Source organism: Stenotrophomonas sp. JAG2, from assembly GCF_041080745.1.
GTDB lineage: Bacteria > Pseudomonadota > Gammaproteobacteria > Xanthomonadales > Xanthomonadaceae > Stenotrophomonas > Stenotrophomonas maltophilia_AA.
On record NZ_JBEUMH010000006.1, the window covers coordinates 134,162 to 149,440 of the forward strand.

17 protein-coding genes, 1 other RNA gene and 1 riboswitch are annotated in these 15,279 nt (G+C 68.9%); of the genes, 6 read left to right on the plus strand and 12 right to left on the minus strand.

Going from position 1 to position 15,279, the window contains the following annotated elements:
* Nucleotide 1: 1 nt before the first annotated feature.
* The gene (mraZ, locus tag AB9O74_RS09610) at nt 2-448 is read right to left on the minus strand and encodes a division/cell wall cluster transcriptional repressor MraZ (protein ID WP_176990404.1); all 447 of its coding nucleotides are present in this window, start codon (nt 446-448) and stop codon (nt 2-4) included.
* A 324-nt stretch (nt 449-772) separates the two neighbouring features.
* Between mraZ and AB9O74_RS09615 the strand changes: the two genes are divergently transcribed.
* Nucleotides 773-1,549 carry an NRDE family protein gene (locus AB9O74_RS09615; RefSeq protein WP_369349152.1) on the plus strand — a complete coding sequence of 259 codons (777 nt, stop codon included), beginning with the start codon at nt 773-775 and terminating at the stop codon, nt 1,547-1,549.
* A 26-nt stretch (nt 1,550-1,575) separates the two neighbouring features.
* Nucleotides 1,576-1,926: RNase P RNA component class A (gene rnpB, locus AB9O74_RS09620), an RNA gene on the plus strand.
* Between the two features lie 175 nt (nt 1,927-2,101).
* Here rnpB and rsmI read toward each other — a convergent pair.
* Nucleotides 2,102-2,923, minus strand: coding sequence for a 16S rRNA (cytidine(1402)-2'-O)-methyltransferase (rsmI, locus tag AB9O74_RS09625; RefSeq protein WP_313219986.1), 822 nt, complete (start codon nt 2,921-2,923; stop codon nt 2,102-2,104).
* A 79-nt stretch (nt 2,924-3,002) separates the two neighbouring features.
* Here rsmI and AB9O74_RS09630 point away from each other — a divergent pair, with 79 nt between their 5' ends.
* Genes AB9O74_RS09630 through AB9O74_RS09645 form a run of 4 tightly spaced genes read left to right on the plus strand, consistent with a single transcriptional unit; the run spans nt 3,003 to nt 7,022 of the window.
* Complete coding sequence (locus AB9O74_RS09630) at nt 3,003-4,724, plus strand: penicillin-binding protein activator (RefSeq protein ID WP_346491357.1); 1,722 nt, start codon at nt 3,003-3,005, stop codon at nt 4,722-4,724.
* 5 nt (nt 4,725-4,729) lie between these two features.
* Nucleotides 4,730-5,098, plus strand: coding sequence for a YraN family protein (locus AB9O74_RS09635; protein WP_369349254.1), 369 nt, complete (start codon nt 4,730-4,732; stop codon nt 5,096-5,098).
* Entirely contained in the window at nt 5,098-5,634 is a 537-nt protein-coding gene (locus AB9O74_RS09640; protein ID WP_369349153.1) for a metal-dependent hydrolase, read from the plus strand. Before AB9O74_RS09635 ends, AB9O74_RS09640 begins: the two co-directional genes overlap by 1 nt.
* A gap of 2 nt (nt 5,635-5,636) precedes the next feature.
* Nucleotides 5,637-7,022 carry an FAD-binding oxidoreductase gene (locus tag AB9O74_RS09645; RefSeq protein WP_369349255.1) on the plus strand — a complete coding sequence of 462 codons (1,386 nt, stop codon included), beginning with the start codon at nt 5,637-5,639 and terminating at the stop codon, nt 7,020-7,022.
* 6 nt (nt 7,023-7,028) lie between these two features.
* Here AB9O74_RS09645 and thiL read toward each other — a convergent pair whose 3' ends face one another.
* The 10 genes from thiL to glyA all read right to left on the minus strand — a co-directional run bounded on the left by thiL (nt 7,029) and on the right by glyA (nt 15,175).
* The gene (gene thiL, locus AB9O74_RS09650; protein ID WP_369349154.1) at nt 7,029-8,006 is read right to left on the minus strand and encodes a thiamine-phosphate kinase; all 978 of its coding nucleotides are present in this window, start codon (nt 8,004-8,006) and stop codon (nt 7,029-7,031) included.
* A gap of 8 nt (nt 8,007-8,014) precedes the next feature.
* Complete coding sequence (nusB, locus tag AB9O74_RS09655; RefSeq protein WP_176990411.1) at nt 8,015-8,494, minus strand: transcription antitermination factor NusB; 480 nt, start codon at nt 8,492-8,494, stop codon at nt 8,015-8,017.
* Nucleotides 8,491-8,958 carry a 6,7-dimethyl-8-ribityllumazine synthase gene (ribH, locus tag AB9O74_RS09660; protein WP_019182514.1) on the minus strand — a complete coding sequence of 156 codons (468 nt, stop codon included), beginning with the start codon at nt 8,956-8,958 and terminating at the stop codon, nt 8,491-8,493. Before ribH ends, nusB begins: the two co-directional genes overlap by 4 nt.
* Nucleotides 8,959-9,141: 183 nt before the next feature.
* Nucleotides 9,142-10,257: a 3,4-dihydroxy-2-butanone-4-phosphate synthase gene (gene ribB, locus AB9O74_RS09665; protein WP_369349155.1), complete on the minus strand. Its 1,116-nt coding sequence runs from the start codon at nt 10,255-10,257 to the stop codon at nt 9,142-9,144.
* Nucleotides 10,254-10,856, minus strand: coding sequence for a riboflavin synthase (locus AB9O74_RS09670; RefSeq protein ID WP_346478307.1), 603 nt, complete (start codon nt 10,854-10,856; stop codon nt 10,254-10,256). Before AB9O74_RS09670 ends, ribB begins: the two co-directional genes overlap by 4 nt.
* Nucleotides 10,857-10,931: 75 nt before the next feature.
* Nucleotides 10,932-11,076, minus strand: a riboswitch (FMN riboswitch).
* Between the two features lie 188 nt (nt 11,077-11,264).
* On the minus strand, nt 11,265-12,347 hold the full coding sequence (ribD, locus tag AB9O74_RS09675; protein WP_369349156.1) for a bifunctional diaminohydroxyphosphoribosylaminopyrimidine deaminase/5-amino-6-(5-phosphoribosylamino)uracil reductase RibD: 1,083 nt from the start codon (nt 12,345-12,347) through the stop codon (nt 11,265-11,267).
* Between the two features lie 69 nt (nt 12,348-12,416).
* The gene (nrdR, locus tag AB9O74_RS09680; protein ID WP_019182518.1) at nt 12,417-12,938 is read right to left on the minus strand and encodes a transcriptional regulator NrdR; all 522 of its coding nucleotides are present in this window, start codon (nt 12,936-12,938) and stop codon (nt 12,417-12,419) included.
* Nucleotides 12,939-13,046: 108 nt separating this feature from the next.
* Nucleotides 13,047-13,490, minus strand: coding sequence for a hypothetical protein (locus tag AB9O74_RS09685; RefSeq protein ID WP_369349157.1), 444 nt, complete (start codon nt 13,488-13,490; stop codon nt 13,047-13,049).
* A gap of 4 nt (nt 13,491-13,494) precedes the next feature.
* Entirely contained in the window at nt 13,495-13,920 is a 426-nt protein-coding gene (locus AB9O74_RS09690; protein ID WP_369349158.1) for a hypothetical protein, read from the minus strand.
* A gap of 1 nt (nt 13,921) precedes the next feature.
* The gene (glyA, locus tag AB9O74_RS09695) at nt 13,922-15,175 is read right to left on the minus strand and encodes a serine hydroxymethyltransferase (protein WP_369349159.1); all 1,254 of its coding nucleotides are present in this window, start codon (nt 15,173-15,175) and stop codon (nt 13,922-13,924) included.
* Nucleotides 15,176-15,279 lie beyond the last annotated feature (104 nt).

A 15,279-nucleotide genomic window follows, 5' to 3' on the forward strand; every position in this document is an offset into this window, starting at 1 on the left:
CTCACAACTTCAGGTCGAGCAACCCATCGCCGAGATCCTCGTCAGACAACGTCTGCTGGATCAACGCGCGATGAGCCTGCTCGCTCCACAATTCGAATTTGTCGCCCATACCGAGCAGCACCGCCTTCTTTTCAATGCCAACGGCACCACGGTGGCTGGCGGGAATACTGATGCGGCCGTTGGCGTCCAGCTCCAGATGCGCGGCCGAACCGACCAGCTTCTGTTGCAGCAGACGCACGACGCGCTGTGTGTTGGGCTTGGACATGACGTCGTCACGGACGCGTTCCCATTCCTGTTCGGCGTACAGCCACAGACAGCCGGACTCGAACGGGTTGTAGGTCAGGACCAGACGGTTGTTGCTCACACGCGCGACAAGGTCGCGATGCGCGGTCGGAACCGCCATGCGCCCTTTGTCGTCAACAGTGATGGCCGTCTCGCCTTGAAACACGACGTTTTCACCTTTCCTTCGCCCGGTGAAACATTGAACCACGAAAAACCACAAAAAACCCGGTTTCCCCTCTGATGCCCACCTTAGCAGTGCCGATTGGGTTGTCAACAACTTTGCGAAGGGGAAATCACTTTGAACATCAAGGGCTTGCAGCAATGTTTAGAGACTTGTTCAAGGCTTATCCACAAGTTGCTGTTTCGTCTCATTTTTTGAGATTTCGCCGAAGTTCAGGCCTGTGGAGACCGCGTGAAACATCGGCCCGTATTCAGTCCTGGCCGGGTCGTCATCGCCTCGGTGCTGCGCAGAACCGGCACAATGTGAGGCATGTGTCTGCTCGCCCTTGCCTGGAAAACGCACCCCCGCTGGCAGCTGGTGATGGCCGGCAACCGCGATGAATTCCACGTGCGGCCTACCGCCGCCCTGCACCACTGGGCCTCGCCGGACGACGGCATCGCCGCCGGACGCGACCTGCGCTCGGGCGGCACCTGGGCCGGGATCGGCGCGGAAGGGCGCATGGCGGTGGTGACCAACGTGCGTGACCCGCTCGCCCGGCAGACCGGCCCGTCCCGGGGAGCGCTGGTGGCTGATTACCTGCGCGACGACGCGCCCGCCGCCCTGTTCGCCGACCAGCTTGCCCGGCGGGCGGTCGAGTTCGCTCCCTTCAACCTCCTGCTGGCCGACCGCGGCAGCTGCCAGTTCCTCGGCAACCACCCGCTGCACCGGCAATCGCTGGCCCCGGGCATCCACGGCATGTCCAACGGCCCGCTGGACGCGCCGTGGCCGAAAACCGTGACATTGAACGCCGCCCTGCGCGCATGGGTGGACCACGGCAATGACGATATGGCCCCGCTGTGGGAGGCCCTGCGCGATGAGACCCGCGCCGACGACCGCACGCTGCCGGATACGGGGATCGGCCTGGAGCGCGAGCGCTGGCTGTCGTCCGCCTTCATCCGCAGCCCCGAGTACGGCACCCGCGCCAGCACGATCATCGCCCTGGACGCCGACGGCCAAGGCTTCATCGCCGAGCGGCGGTTCGATGCGGAGGGTGACTGCATCGGCGAGACCCGGCTGACGACCGCACGGCTGTCTGCGCCGAGGTGACGTGAATGTGGGACAATGCGCGCGGCGGAGTCGGCCAGACAGTCGCGTCATCCCTTGCGGATGCCGAGGAAAGTCCGGGCTCCACAGGGCAAGGTGCCAGGTAACGCCTGGGCGGCGCGAGCCGACGGAAAGTGCAACAGAAAGATACCGCCTACGTTTCCTTCGGGAAGCCGGTAAGGGTGAAATGGTGCGGTAAGAGCGCACCGCGAGTCTGGTAACAGACCGGCACGGCAAACCCCACCTGGAGCAAGACCAAATAGGGACCTAATGGCGTGGCCCGCGTCGGGTCCGGGTAGGTTGCTTGAGCGCTGCGGTGACGCAGCGCCTAGAAGAATGACTGTCCACGACAAAACCCGGCTTATCGGCCGGCTCCGCCGCTTTCTTCGCGATGCCGCGAAGAATCCCCACGGTTTGCGATGCAAACCGTGGGCCCCGGGCGCCACCAGCGTCCAATTCCCCGCGGCTGTCGCCGCGCCCCCTTTACTAGAGGGGGCTGTGCCTCCAGACGGTTGGCGTAGGGCGGCATTCAATCTACCCGCCCACGTGGGGCGATCAACCGCCGTACAGGGCTTTTCTGGGGGCGCCGGTGAGTTCGGCCGCCAGCTTGGCTGCGGTCGAGGGCGGGAGGTGTTCGCTGAGCTTGGCGTACATGCGGCGGCCGGCGGCCAGCTGGGCCTCCTCATCGTCGGCCGCGCCCTGCACCATCACCACGAACTCGCCCTTGCGCTGGTTGTCGTCCGCCTCGACCTGCTGCAGCAGCGAGGCCAGGTCACCGTCCAGCACCGTCTCGAACAGCTTGGTCAGCTCGCGCGCCAGCACCGCCGGGCGCTCGGGCCCGAACGCGGCGACCATGTCCGCCAGCGATTCGGTGATCCGGTGCGAGGATTCGTAGAACACCAGGGTGCGGGTTTCACCGGCCAGCGCATGGAGGCGCTCGCGGCGGCCAGAGGCCTTGGCCGGCAGGAAGCCTTCGAAGGTGAAGCGGTCGCTGGGCAGGCCGGCCACGCTGAGCGCGGCGATCGCCGCGCAGGCGCCGGGAATCGGGCTGACCTTGATCCCGGCTTCGCGCGCGGCGCGGACCAGGCGATAGCCCGGATCGCTGACCAGCGGCGTGCCGGCATCACTGACCAGCGCCAACGATTCGCCGGCCAGCAGGCGCGCCACGATCCGCTGCGACAACGCTTCTTCATTGTGGTCATGCAGCGCCACCAGCGGCTGCTGGATGCCGAAGTGGGCCAGCAGCTGGCCGGAGCGGCGGGTGTCCTCGGCGCAGATCGCGGCCACCGAACGCAGCACGTCCTGTGCCCGCGGGGTCAGATCGGCGAGGTTGCCGATCGGGGTGGCAACGACATACAGCGTGGGGACAGCACTCATCAGCGGCTCTTCCGTGGTCAAGGGTAGAATCGTACCGTTCCCCGGCCACGGCCGCTGCCCCCATCGAATGGACCTGATCATGAACAAGCCCGTCGTACGGATCTCCGCCCTTTCGTTGTCGCTGATGCTGCTTGCCGGCTGCGCCACGACCAGCTTCACCAGTGCGCCGGAATCGCCGGCCCAGAGCCAGGCCCTGGCGCTGATCGAGCAGGGCAAGCCGCGCGATGCGGCGGTCCAGCTGGAAGCGCTGGCCAATACCCTGCGCGGCAGTGCCCGCAGCGCCGCCCTGGCCGATGCCGCGTTCGCCTGGCACGAAGCCGGCGATGCCGCCCGCGCCCGCACCCTGCTGGCCCAGGTCACCGCGCGCCAGCTCAGCGGCGCCAGCCTGCAGCGTTACCAGCTGACCACCGCCGAACTGGCCCTGGCCGACAAGCAGCCGGCACAAGCGCTGGCCGCGCTGAAAGAACCGTCCGAAGCAGTGACGCCCGCGCTGCGTACGCGCTGGCAGCTGGCCCGCGCCAACGCATTGCAGGCCACCGGCGACAACCTCGGTGCCGCGCTCGAGCGCGCCCGTGCCCACGCCGCGCTGACCGGCAAGGCGCGCGCTGACAACCAGCAGGCCATCGCCGGCCTGCTCGGCACGCTGGACGATGCCACCCTGCGCGCCCGCACCGCGGCCTTGCCGGCCAACGAGCCCCTGTACAACTTCGCCGGCCGTGCGCTGATCGCCCGCGGCCTGCCGCTGCCGCGGCCGTTCGATCGCGAAGGTGCCTCGCAGTTCGATACCAGCAAGCGCCCGCCGGCGATGAGCGATGGCTACCGGCCGCCGGTGAAGATGGCCGTGCTGCTGCCGCTCAGCGGCCGCCTGGCCACTGCCGCGCAGCCGGTCCGGGATGGCCTGCTCAGCGGTTACTACGGTGAGACCCGCCGCCGCCCGGACATCCAGTTCATCGATACCGCCGGCACCGCCGCCGGTGCCGTGGCCGCCTACGACAAGGCGGTGACCGCCGGTGCCGATTTCATCGTCGGCCCGCTCGGCCGCGACGAAGTGGATGCCGTGTTCGGCCGCCGCGAGCTGCCGGTGCCGGTGCTCGCCCTGAACCGCGGCAAGGACACCCCGCCGGCTGGCAGCGCCGGTTTCTCGCTGGCCCCGGAAGACGACGGCATCATCGCCGCCGAGTACCTGCGCGGCCGCGAGCGCAGCAAGGTGCTGGTGATCCACAGCAACGATGACAACGGCCGCCGTGCCGCCGCCGCCTTCCGCGAGCGCTTTGCGCAGCGCGGTGGCCAGGTGGTGGCCACGATCGGCGTGAGCGACACGGTCGGCGACATCGGTGCGCAGGTGCGTGGCGCCGGCGCCATCGATGGCGTGCTGCTGGCGGTCAAGGCCCCGCAGGCGCGTGCGCTGACCCCGCAGCTGGCGCTGGCCGGCGCCGGTGGTGCGACCCGCGTGGGTACCTCGCAGCTGACCGTCGGTACCGGCAAGCCCGAGGAAGACATGGCGCTGGACGGCATCGTCTATCCGAACGAAGCCTGGAACGTGCGCGGCGTGCCCGGCCTGCCGGCCGCCTCCACCGCCGGCCAGATCCTGCCCTCGGCGCGCGGCGCGTCCGGCCGCCTGTTCGCGTTCGGCTTCGATGCCTGGAAAATCAGCGCCTACCTGGACAAGGTCGCGACCGAAGGCGGCCTGGCCGGCGCCACCGGCACCCTGTTCCTGGACAGCAACGGCAACGTGCTGCGGGTGCCGGCGTGGTCGACCTTCAGCGGCGGCCGGCCGATGCCGATCGCCACCAGCAACTGAAGCACGTGCCGATCGGGCGCGCGGTGCGTGGTGCGGCGGTGGAAGCCGCCGCCCAGGCCCATCTCCGCGATGCCGGGCTGCGCCCGGTCACCACCAACGCGCGCTACCGCGGCGGTGAGATCGACCTGATCATGCGCGACGGCGACGTCGTCGTGTTCGTCGAAGTGCGCTACCGCGCCAACGACCGCTTCGGTGGCGGCGCGGCCTCGGTGGATCGGCGCAAGCGACGCAAGCTGGTGCTGGCCGCGCAGCTGTTCCTGCAGTCGCATCCCTGGCTCGCCGAGCAGCCCTGCCGTTTCGACGTGGTCGAAGGCAGTGGCGATCCGCCGCAGCTGAACTGGCTGCGCGACGCGTTCCGGCTGGAAGACTGCTGATGCCCTCCATCTTCACCCACGCCGCCATTCCGCTGGCGCTGTGGTGCGCCGCCGATCGCGGCCGCATCGCCACGCCATTGCTGGCCGCCGGCGTCGTCGCGGCCATGCTGCCGGATGCGGACGTACTCGCCTTCGCGCTGCACATTCCCTATGCCGACGGCTTCGGCCATCGGGGCGCCAGTCATTCGATGCTGTTCGCCGCGCTGATGGCGGTGCTCGCCGCGCTGCTGCACCGGCGCCTGCGTGCCACGGCGGTGCAGGCAGCCGCGTTCGTCGGCATCTGCGCGCTGTCGCACCCGTTGCTGGATGCGCTGACCTCCGGCGGTCTCGGCGTCGCGCTGTGGTGGCCGTGGAGTGGCGAACGTTTCTTCGCCCCGTGGCGACCGATCCGCGTCTCGCCCTTCGCGCCGCAGTTCTTCAGCGCGCGCGGCATGGCGACCGTCCTTTCCGAACTGCGTTGGGTCTGGCTGCCCCTGACGCTGGCCGTGATCGGCTGGCGGGCGATCCAACGCGCGCCCCTGGATTCCCGGACCTGATGATGACCCCTGCCCTGCCCGCCGCGTTCGCTGCCACCCTGCACGCCCTGCTGGGCGAGGACGGCTGGCGCACCGATGACCGCGCCCTCGAGGCACATGCGCAGGACAACTCCTGGCGGCATACGCGTCCTGCCGGCGTGGCGTTCCCGCGCGATCGCGAGCAGGTAGTCGCCCTGGTCCGCGCCTGCCGCGAGCACCGCATCGCGCTGGTCGCGCGTGGCGCGGGCACCGGCACCACCGGCGCCGCGGTGCCGATCGAAGGCAGCATCGTGCTCTCGTTCGCGCGCATGAACCGCATCCTCGCCATCCAGCCCGGCGACCGCTGCGCGATCGTCGAACCCGGCGTGCTCAACGGCGACCTGCAGCAGGCGCTGATGCCGCACGGCCTGTTCTGGCCACCGGATCCCTCGAGTGCGGAGATCTGCAGCATCGGTGGCAACCTCGCCTGCAATGCAGGGGGACCGCGCGCGGTGAAGTACGGCACCAGCCGCGACAACGTGCTCGGCCTGGTCGCCGTCACCGGCGCCGGCGAACTGATCACCTGCGGCGGCCCGTACACGAAGGACGCCACCGGTTACGACCTGACCCACCTGCTGGTCGGCAGCGAAGGCACGCTGGCGTTGATCGTGGAAGCCACCTTGAAGCTGACCCCGCTGCCGGTGACGCAGGCCGGTCTGCGCGTGCTCTACCGCGATGCGGATGCCGCCGCGCAGGCGGTGTCTCGCCTGATGGCGCAGCCGGTGGTGCCCACCCGCCTGGAATTCATGGATGCGCGCAGCCTTGAGCTGCTGCGACGCAATGGGGCCGAGGTGCCCGAGGCCGGCGCGATGCTGCTGGTGGAGGCCGACGGCGACCACGACACCCTGCCCTACCTGCTGCAGGCGCTGGCCGCGGCCGCCGAAGGCGACGGTCTGATCGCGCTGGACGTGGCGATGGAAGGCAGCGCGCGCGAAACCCTGTGGGCCGCGCGCAAGGCCCTGTCACCGGCGCTGCGCAGCATCGCCCCGGGCAAGATCAACGAAGACGTGGTGGTGCCGGTCTCGCGCATTCCCGCGCTGGTCGCCGGGGTGCAGGCGCTGTCGGCGGAGTTCGATCTGACGATCGTCACCTTCGGCCATGCCGGCAACGGCAACCTGCACGTCAACATCCTCTACCACCCGGACGATGCCGGTGAAAACGCACGCGCACATGCGGCGCTGCCGCGCGTGTTCGCGTTGACCCTTGCGCTGGGCGGCACGCTCTCCGGCGAACACGGCATCGGCCTGGCCAAACGCGATTTCATGGCGCAGGCGTTCACCCCGGCCACGCTGGCGGCGATGCGCGCGATCAAGGCCGCGCTGGATCCGGAGGGGATTCTCAACCCCGGGAAAGTGCTGCCGCCGGTGTGAGCCGTTCTAACGGCGTGCGGCGAAATGCTCGTAGCCACCATCGGTGGCTTCCGCATCGGCGCAGTGCACGCCCCGCCCTTCCACGATGCGCCCGATGCGGGTCAGCGGCAGGCCCAACGACGCCGACAAGGCCTCGATTCCCTCGCGCTGCGACGGCGCGACGGTGAAGCACAGTTCGTAATCATCGCCACCGCGCAGCGCACAGTCGCGGGCGCCATCGCGCCCCAGCAGCGCGCGCAGCGCCGGTGAGATCGGCAATGCATCGGCATCGACCTCGGCGCGCACCTCGCTGTGTGCGGCGATGTGGCCCAGATCGGCGAGCAGGCCATCGGAGATATCCACGGCCGCATGCGCGTACGCACGCAGGCGCAGGCCGAGCGTCACCCGCGGGGTCGGACGCAGCAGGCGCTGGCGCAAGGTTTCGTCATCGCCGAGCAGCGTGGCGACCGCCACTTTCAGCCGGTTCTGCTGCCACAGGCGCAGAGCGCCGGCCGCATCGCCCAGGCTGCCGCTGACCCAGATGTCGTCCCCCACCTGCGCGCGATCGCGGCGCAGGGCCTGGCCGGGCGCAACCTGGCCCATCGCGGTGACCGACAGCGACAACGGCCCCCGCGTGGTGTCGCCCCCGATCAGCACGATGTCGTGTTCGTCGGCGAGGGCGAAGAAGCCATCGGCGAACGCCTCGATCCAGTCCGCGTCGGCGTCCGGCAGGGACAGCGCCAACGTGCACCACGCCGGGCGGGCGCCCATCGCGGCCAGATCGGACAGGTTCACCGCCAGGGTTTTCCAGCCGACGTCGTAGGCCGGGGTTTCCGCCGGGAAATGCACGCCGCTGTTGAGCGTATCGACGGTGACCACCAGCTGTTCACCCGCACGCGGCTGCTGCAGCAGCGCCGCGTCATCGCCGATGCCGAGCACGACATCGGCTCGCGCGGTGGTGCGCGCACGGATGCGGTCGATCAGAGCAAATTCGGCAAGCGACATGCGGCGGATCAGTGACCCGATTCGACCTTGCGCCACTCGACGGAGGCGCGGTCCAGCACACCATTGACGTAGGTGTGGCCATGCTCGGAACCAAAACGCTTGGCCGATTCGATCGCTTCATTGATCACGACGCGGTACGGCACGTCCAGGCGGAAGCGCATTTCATAGGCGGCCACGCGCAGCGCGGCGCGCTCGATCGCATCCACTTCTTCGATGCCGCGGTCCAGATAGGGATCCAGCGCCGCGTCGAGATCCTTGCGGTTGTCGAGCACCCCGTGGACCAGCGCTTCGAAGTAGGCCAGATCGGCAACTTCGCGGGCCTGCTCGTGGGCGAACTGGGCGATCACGCTCTGCGCGTTGCCGCCCGAGATCTGCCACGCATAGATCGCCTGCAGCGCACGACGACGGGCGCGCGAACGCAGCACGGGGTCGACGCCATCGCGGCGGACGGGCTTTCCAGCAGGCTTGCCCTGGTTTGACTTGTTCATGGCAGCTGCTCCAGAAGATTGACCATTTCCAACGCCGTCAGTGCGGCTTCCTCACCCTTGTTGCCGTGGCTGCCGCCGGCGCGGGCTTCGGCATCCTCGACCCGCTCCACCGCCAGCACGCCATTGAGCACCGGCACGCCGAAGTCCAGCTGCACGCGCATCAGGCCCTCGGCGCAGCGGTCGGCCACGTGTTCGTAATGGCGCGTATCGCCCCGGATCACGCAGCCCAGGGTGATGATCGCGGCATGCTGATGGGCCGCCGCCAGACGCGCGGCGACCAGCGGCAGTTCCCATGCGCCGGGCACGCGGATCACGTCGATGGCGGACTCGTCGATCCCGTTGCCGGCCAGGCTCTGCCGCGCGCCGGCCACCAGCACGTCGGTGATGCGGGCGTTCCAGCGGCTGGCGAGGATGGCGAAACGGGCCTTTTCCGGTGTACGGAGGTCGCCTTCGTAATGGCTCATGTTCGGCGTGGGGTCCATTTAATAGATGAATATTCTAGCGCATGGCCGCGTGCAGCCGGGTTGCCGAGCGTTATGGGACGGGTCGGGTGGGAAAGCCCCCTGAGTCAGGGGGCTGCCGCGAAGCGGCGGGGGTCTGGGTGATGGTAAGAGGGGCCCGCGGTTTGCAAAGCAAATCGTGGGGCGTCAGCGCGCATGCGATGACGTGTTCCCCACCGTCTCGACCACTTCCAGGCCATAGCCGGCCAGGCCGATCTGGCGGCGCGGCGTGCCCAGCACCCGCAGCTTGCCCAGGCCCAGGTCGGACAGGATCTGCGCCCCCGCGCCGTTGCGGCGCCACTGGCTCACGTCCTTGTCCTTGCCGGGGGTGACCGGCGCCGGCTGCTGGCGCAGGCGGGCCAGCAGGCTGTTGGTATCACGCGGCGCGGACAGCACCACCATCACGCCGCGCTCGGCGGCGGCAATGGCGCGCAGGGCGTCGGTGGACGCCACGCCGAAATCGTCACGGCGCCAGTGCAGCAGGTCGGCCAGCGGGTTTTCAACCTGCACGCGGACCAGGGTCGGCTCGCTGTCCGGCGTGCCGCGGACCAGGGCGAAGTGCAGGTCGTGGGCGATCCGGTCGCGGTAGGTGACCAGCGTGAACGGCCCGAACTCGGTCTCGATCTCGCGCTCGTCGACGCGCTCGACGGTCTTCTCGGTGGCCAGGCGGTAGGCGATCAGGTCGGCGATCGAGCCCATCTTCAGGCCGTGCTCGCGGGCGAACACCTCCAGCTCCGGGCGGCGCGCCATGCTGCCGTCGGGGTTGAGGATCTCCACCAGCACGCCAGCCGGCTCCAGGCCTGCCAGCAGGGCCAGATCGACGCCGGCCTCGGTATGCCCGGCGCGGGTCAGCACGCCGCCCGGCTGGGCGATCAGCGGGAAGATGTGGCCCGGCTGGTGCAGGTCTGCCGGCTTGGCGTCCGGTTTTACCGCGGTGCGGATGGTGTGCGCACGGTCGTAGGCCGAGATGCCGGTGGTGACCCCTTCGGCGGCCTCGATGCTGACCGTGAAGTTGGTCTGGAACTGCGCGGTATTGGCCTGGACCATCGGGGCCAGGCCCAGGTCGGCGGCGCGCTCGCGGGTCAGCGGCAGGCACACCAGGCCCCGGCCATGGGTGACCATGAAGTTGATGTCCGAGGGCTTGACCAACTCGGCGGCCATGATCAGGTCGCCTTCGTTCTCGCGGTCTTCGTCATCGACGATGACGACCATGCGGCCGAGGCGGATGTCCTCGAGGATCTCGGGGATGGGGGCGAAATTCATGCGCGTGCTCCTGCACCCAACAAACGTTCGACGTAACGGGCGACCAGATCGATCTCGAGATTGACCGCACTGCCGACGGCCGTCGCGGCGAAGGCGGTGTTGGCCACGGTGTGCGGGATCAGCGCGACCTCGAAGCCCTGCTCGTCCACCTCGTTGACGGTCAGGCTGACCCCGTCCACGCAGATCGAGCCCTTCTTGGCGATGTAGCGCAGCAGCGCGGCCGGCGCAGCGAAGCGCCAGCGCTGGGCACGCGCATCGTCATGCACCGACAGTACCTGGCCGAGGCCATCGACATGGCCGCTGACCAGATGACCGCCGAGGCGATCGGTCGGGCGCATCGCGCGTTCGAGATTGATGACGGCGCCGACGGTCAGCTGGCCCAGCGTGGTCAGGCCCAGCGTCTCGGTCGAGGCGTCGGCCTGGAAGCGGGTCGCGTCGTGCGCGATGACGGTGAGGCAGACCCCGTTGATGGCGATGCTCTCGCCCATCTGCACGTTATCGAACGGCAGGGTGCCTACGTCAAAAGTGAAGCGGACATCGCCGCCAAGGGTGTCGCGTGCGGCCAGACGGCCGACGCCTTCGATGATTCCAGTAAACAAGTAACGTTCTCCGCGGAAAGTGAGCGAAAAACGCCGCAAGGCATATAGGTGCACGCCGAGCGCAAGGCCCGGCCGCACCGTCTTCTTTCATCCGGACTATACCGTCGGCTCCGGCATCGGACCGGATCTGCTGACCTTCCCGGGGAACGGGAAGCGCTCGCGGGCTCGTGCTTGCGCACCTACCGCCGGTGGGGAATCGCACCCCGCCCTGAAGACGTTTGTGTACCGGCGAACCGGCCCGGCTAGTGTAACAGGGCACCCTGACTGGGGGCTTTAAGTTAAATAAGTGTTAAGCTCACCGACTGCGCGCTGCACCCTTGGAGAGAGGGGTGCCTGCGTCGGTTACTGATCGGGCCGCGGCGTCCGCGCCGCGCCATGATCGAACGGGTCCCGCAAGGGACCCGTTTTTTATGGGCGCAGCAGCAACCGCAGGTCGCCGCCCACCTGGCGCTGATCCACCACGCGCATCCGGCGCTGATCGTCCATCGCGTGGATGCCCAGGCCCGACAGCAGCGGCCGGCCATGCTCGCCGAGCAGCGTCGGGGCCTGGTAGAGCAGCAGTTCGTCGACCCAGCCGCCGGCCAGCAACGCGCCCGCGAGCGTCGCGCCGCCTTCGGTATGCACCTCATTGATGCCGCGTTCGGCGAGCAGGGCCAGCACCGCGCCCAGATCCAGTCGCCCGTCATGGCTGGGCACGCTGGCGAATTCGGCGTCGGCAGCCTCCGGCGCACGGACCGCGGCGTCATGCAGATACAAGGTCGGCGCCCCGCCCTCGCGCACGCGTGCGCAGTCCAGCGAGCGCAGCCGCGCATCGAGCACGACGCGCAGCGGCGGCAGCACCTCGGTATCGGTCAGCCTGACAGTCAACATCGGGTCGTCGGCCAGCACCGTGGCGGCGCCGGTCAGGATCGCGCCGGCACGCGCGCGCCAGTGCTGGACATCCTCGCGGGCGGCCGCACCGGTGATCCATTTGGAGCGGCCATCGGCCATCGCCGTGCGCCCATCCAGGCTGGCGGCGAGCTTCACCCGCACCCAGGGACGGCCGCGTTCGATGCGGGAGAGGAAGCCCTGGTTGAGTTCGCGCGCCTGCGCGGCCATCAGCCCTTCGGCCACCGCGATGCCGGCCTCGCGCAGCAGCACGAAACCGCCGCCGTCGACCTTCGGGAACGGATCGCGCATCGCCGCGACCACCCGGCTCACGCCCGCCTCGATCAAGGCCCGCGCGCATGGCGGGGTACGGCCATGGTGTGCGCACGGCTCCAGGGTGACGTAGGCGGTGGCGCCGCGCGCCTGTTCGCCGGCCTGGCGCAGCGCGAACACTTCCGCGTGCGGGCCGCCGGTGCGCTGGTGCCAGCCCTCACCCACCACGACCTCATCGCGTGCGATCACGCAGCCGACCATCGGATTGGGCCGCGCGGTATACGCGGCGCGCTCGGCCAGGCGCAGCGCATGCGCCATGTGCTGGTGGTCGAGGGCGGTGAAATCAGTCATGGCGGTGGGCGTCCGGCGGCAGGCAGCCGCGATGGTAGCCCAGCCGTGGTGGCCGTGATGCGGCGCGGCTCAGCCTTTCTTTTTCTTGGTCAGCGCGATCACGTCGCCGAGCAGCTGCAGCTGTTCGGTGCTGGAGGGCAGTTCGCGCTCGAGCTTCTCGATCTCCTCGCGGAAATCGGCCACGTCCTCGAAGCTGCGGTACACCGAGGCGAAACGCACGTAGCCCACGTGATCGAGCTTGCGCAGTTCGTTCATCACGAACTCGCCGACCTTGATCGAGGGGATTTCACGTTCGCCGCAGATACGCGCCTGCTGCATCACCGCGCGCACCGCCAGTTCGATCTTGTCTTCGGGGACCGGCCGCTTCTGCAGCGCGCGGTCGAAACCACTGCGGACCTTGCGGGCGTCGAAGGCCTCGCGGCTGCCGTCGCTTTTCACGATGGCCGGCAGTTTCAACTCGATGGTTTCCAGGGTGCTGAAGCGCTCGTTGCAGGCCTCGCACTCGCGGCGACGCCGGATCGTCGCGCCGTCTTCGGAGACGCGCGAATCAATCACACGGGTGTCGGCATGCTGGCAGAACGGACAATACATGGAACGCCTTGCATCAGGAAAACGTCATGCCGTGGTCACGGCAGCGTCGCAACGGTACCTGAGAGGGACCGGCTACAGCAAATGGGCGGGGGCAGAGTCCAGCCCTGTCTAGCGGGCCTGCCGACATAACCACAGCAGGTGCGCCGCGCAGGAGAGCAGCGGGAGCCCCGCCAACAGGACCAGGGCAGCGGCCGGCACGGCCGCATCGGACAGATGAAGGTGGAAAATCGACCGCACCAGGCCGGTCCAGGCAATGCCCGTTGCCACCAGGGCGAGCAGCAGGCCTGCCCACCAGACCGTCGACGCTGCCGGAACCGTGCCGGGGCCGCCCTGCCACCACCGCCGGGCAAGGGCGAGCCAGGTCATGACGATGAGACTTGCCGTCCCGAACCACGCCGCTGCCCAGCCCGGCGCGTCGCCCGCCCCACCGTACTGGTGGAGCACGTCGCGCAGGCAAAGACCCACCAGCACGAACGCCGCCACGGCATGGGGGAGTCCAACCACACCGACGTGCAGCAGCAGGGCGCGCTGCCGCCTGCGATGGATGTCCATCCGGTCAGTTGCCCCGGCTGCGCCGCAGCCGCACCAGCATGGCCCCGGGCAGCATCAATGGCGGCCCCGCCAGCAGCAGGACCAGTGCCATCGGACTTTCGGTGGCCTGCCAGAACGCCATTCCCACGACCGCCACGGCGGCAAGCGCGCCGATCGCCAGCGCACCCCACGCCCAGCGCCCGCTGTCCTGCAGGCCTGCACGGCCGTGCCGGAGATAGCGGCTGCTCAACCACAGCCAGCCGCCTACCCCGATCAGCCCCGCCGCGCCCCAGCCGCCGATCAACAGGCGCGAGGCCCGGTCCAGATAAGCCGGTTCGACGAACGCGACCCAGACCCCGATGGCGGCGAAGGTGCCGCCGCCGGCCATCCCCACGATGCCGCAGACCAGGGCCAGCACGGCGTAGGTACGCCGTTGCCGGCCCTCGTCCATATCAGCCGTAGACCGGGTACTTGCGGCACTGCGCGCTGACCGCATCGCGGACGCGGGCGATCACGGCCTCGTCGGCCGGGGCGTCGAGCACGTCGGCGATCCAGTTGGCCAGCTCCACGCAGTCCTGTTCCACGTAACCGCGCGTGGTGACCGCCGGCGTACCCAGGCGCAGGCCCGAGGTCACGAACGGCGAACGCGGGTCGTTGGGCACCGAGTTCTTGTTGACAGTGATGTGGGCCCGGCCGAGCGCGGCTTCCGCATCCTTGCCCGAGACATCCTTGCCGATCATGTCGACCAGCATCAGGTGGTTCTGGGTACCGCCGGAAACGATCTTGTAGCCGCGTGCGATCAGGGTATTCGCCATCGCCTGGGCATTCTTGACCACCTGCTGCTGGTAGGCCTTGAAGCCCGGCTCCAGCGCTTCCTTGAAGGCCACGGCCTTGCCGGCGATGACGTGCATCAGCGGACCGCCCTGGATGCCCGGGAACACGATGGACTGCAGCTTCTTCTGCAGTTCTTCGCTGGCCCCCTTGGCGATGATGATGCCGCCGCGCGGGCCGCGCAGGGTCTTGTGGGTGGTCGAGGTGACCACGTGGGCGTGCGGCAGCGGACTCGGGTAGACGCCGGCGGCGACCAGACCGGCCACGTGCGCCATGTCCACGAACAGGTAGGCACCGACCTTGTCGGCGATGGCGCGGAAGCGCGCCCAGTCCACCACCTGCGAGTAAGCCGAGAAGCCGGCGACGACCATCTTCGGCTTGTGCTCCAGGGCCAGGCGCTCGACCTCGTCATAGTCGATCAGGCCGGCTTCGTCGACGCCGTACTGGATGGCGTTGAACAGCTTGCCCGAGGCATTGACCTTGGCACCGTGGGTCAGGTGGCCGCCATGCGCCAGGCTCATGCCCAGGATGGTGTCGCCCGGCTGCAGCAGCGCGAAGTACACGGCCTGGTTGGCCTGCGAACCGCTGTGCGGCTGCACGTTGGCGTAGTCGGCATCGAACAGCTGCTTGAGGCGGTCGATGGCCAGCTGCTCGGCGATGTCCACGTATTCGCAGCCACCGTAGTAGCGCTTGCCCGGGTAGCCCTCGGCGTACTTGTTGGTCAGCTGGCTGCCCTGGGCTTCCATCACCGCGGGGCTGGTGTAGTTCTCGCTGGCAATCAGCTCGACATGGTCTTCCTGGCGCTGGGTTTCGGCGGCAATGGCCTTGGCCAGTTCGGGATCGTAGCTTTCGATGCGGACGTCGCGCGGGAACATCGGGTGGTACTCCAGGACAGGGAGGAAAGGCGTCGATTGTAGCCCGTTCCCGGGCCGGGGCTGCCCTGCTTCGGCGCCCCGGCTACGCGCGGCCGGCCCGGTCA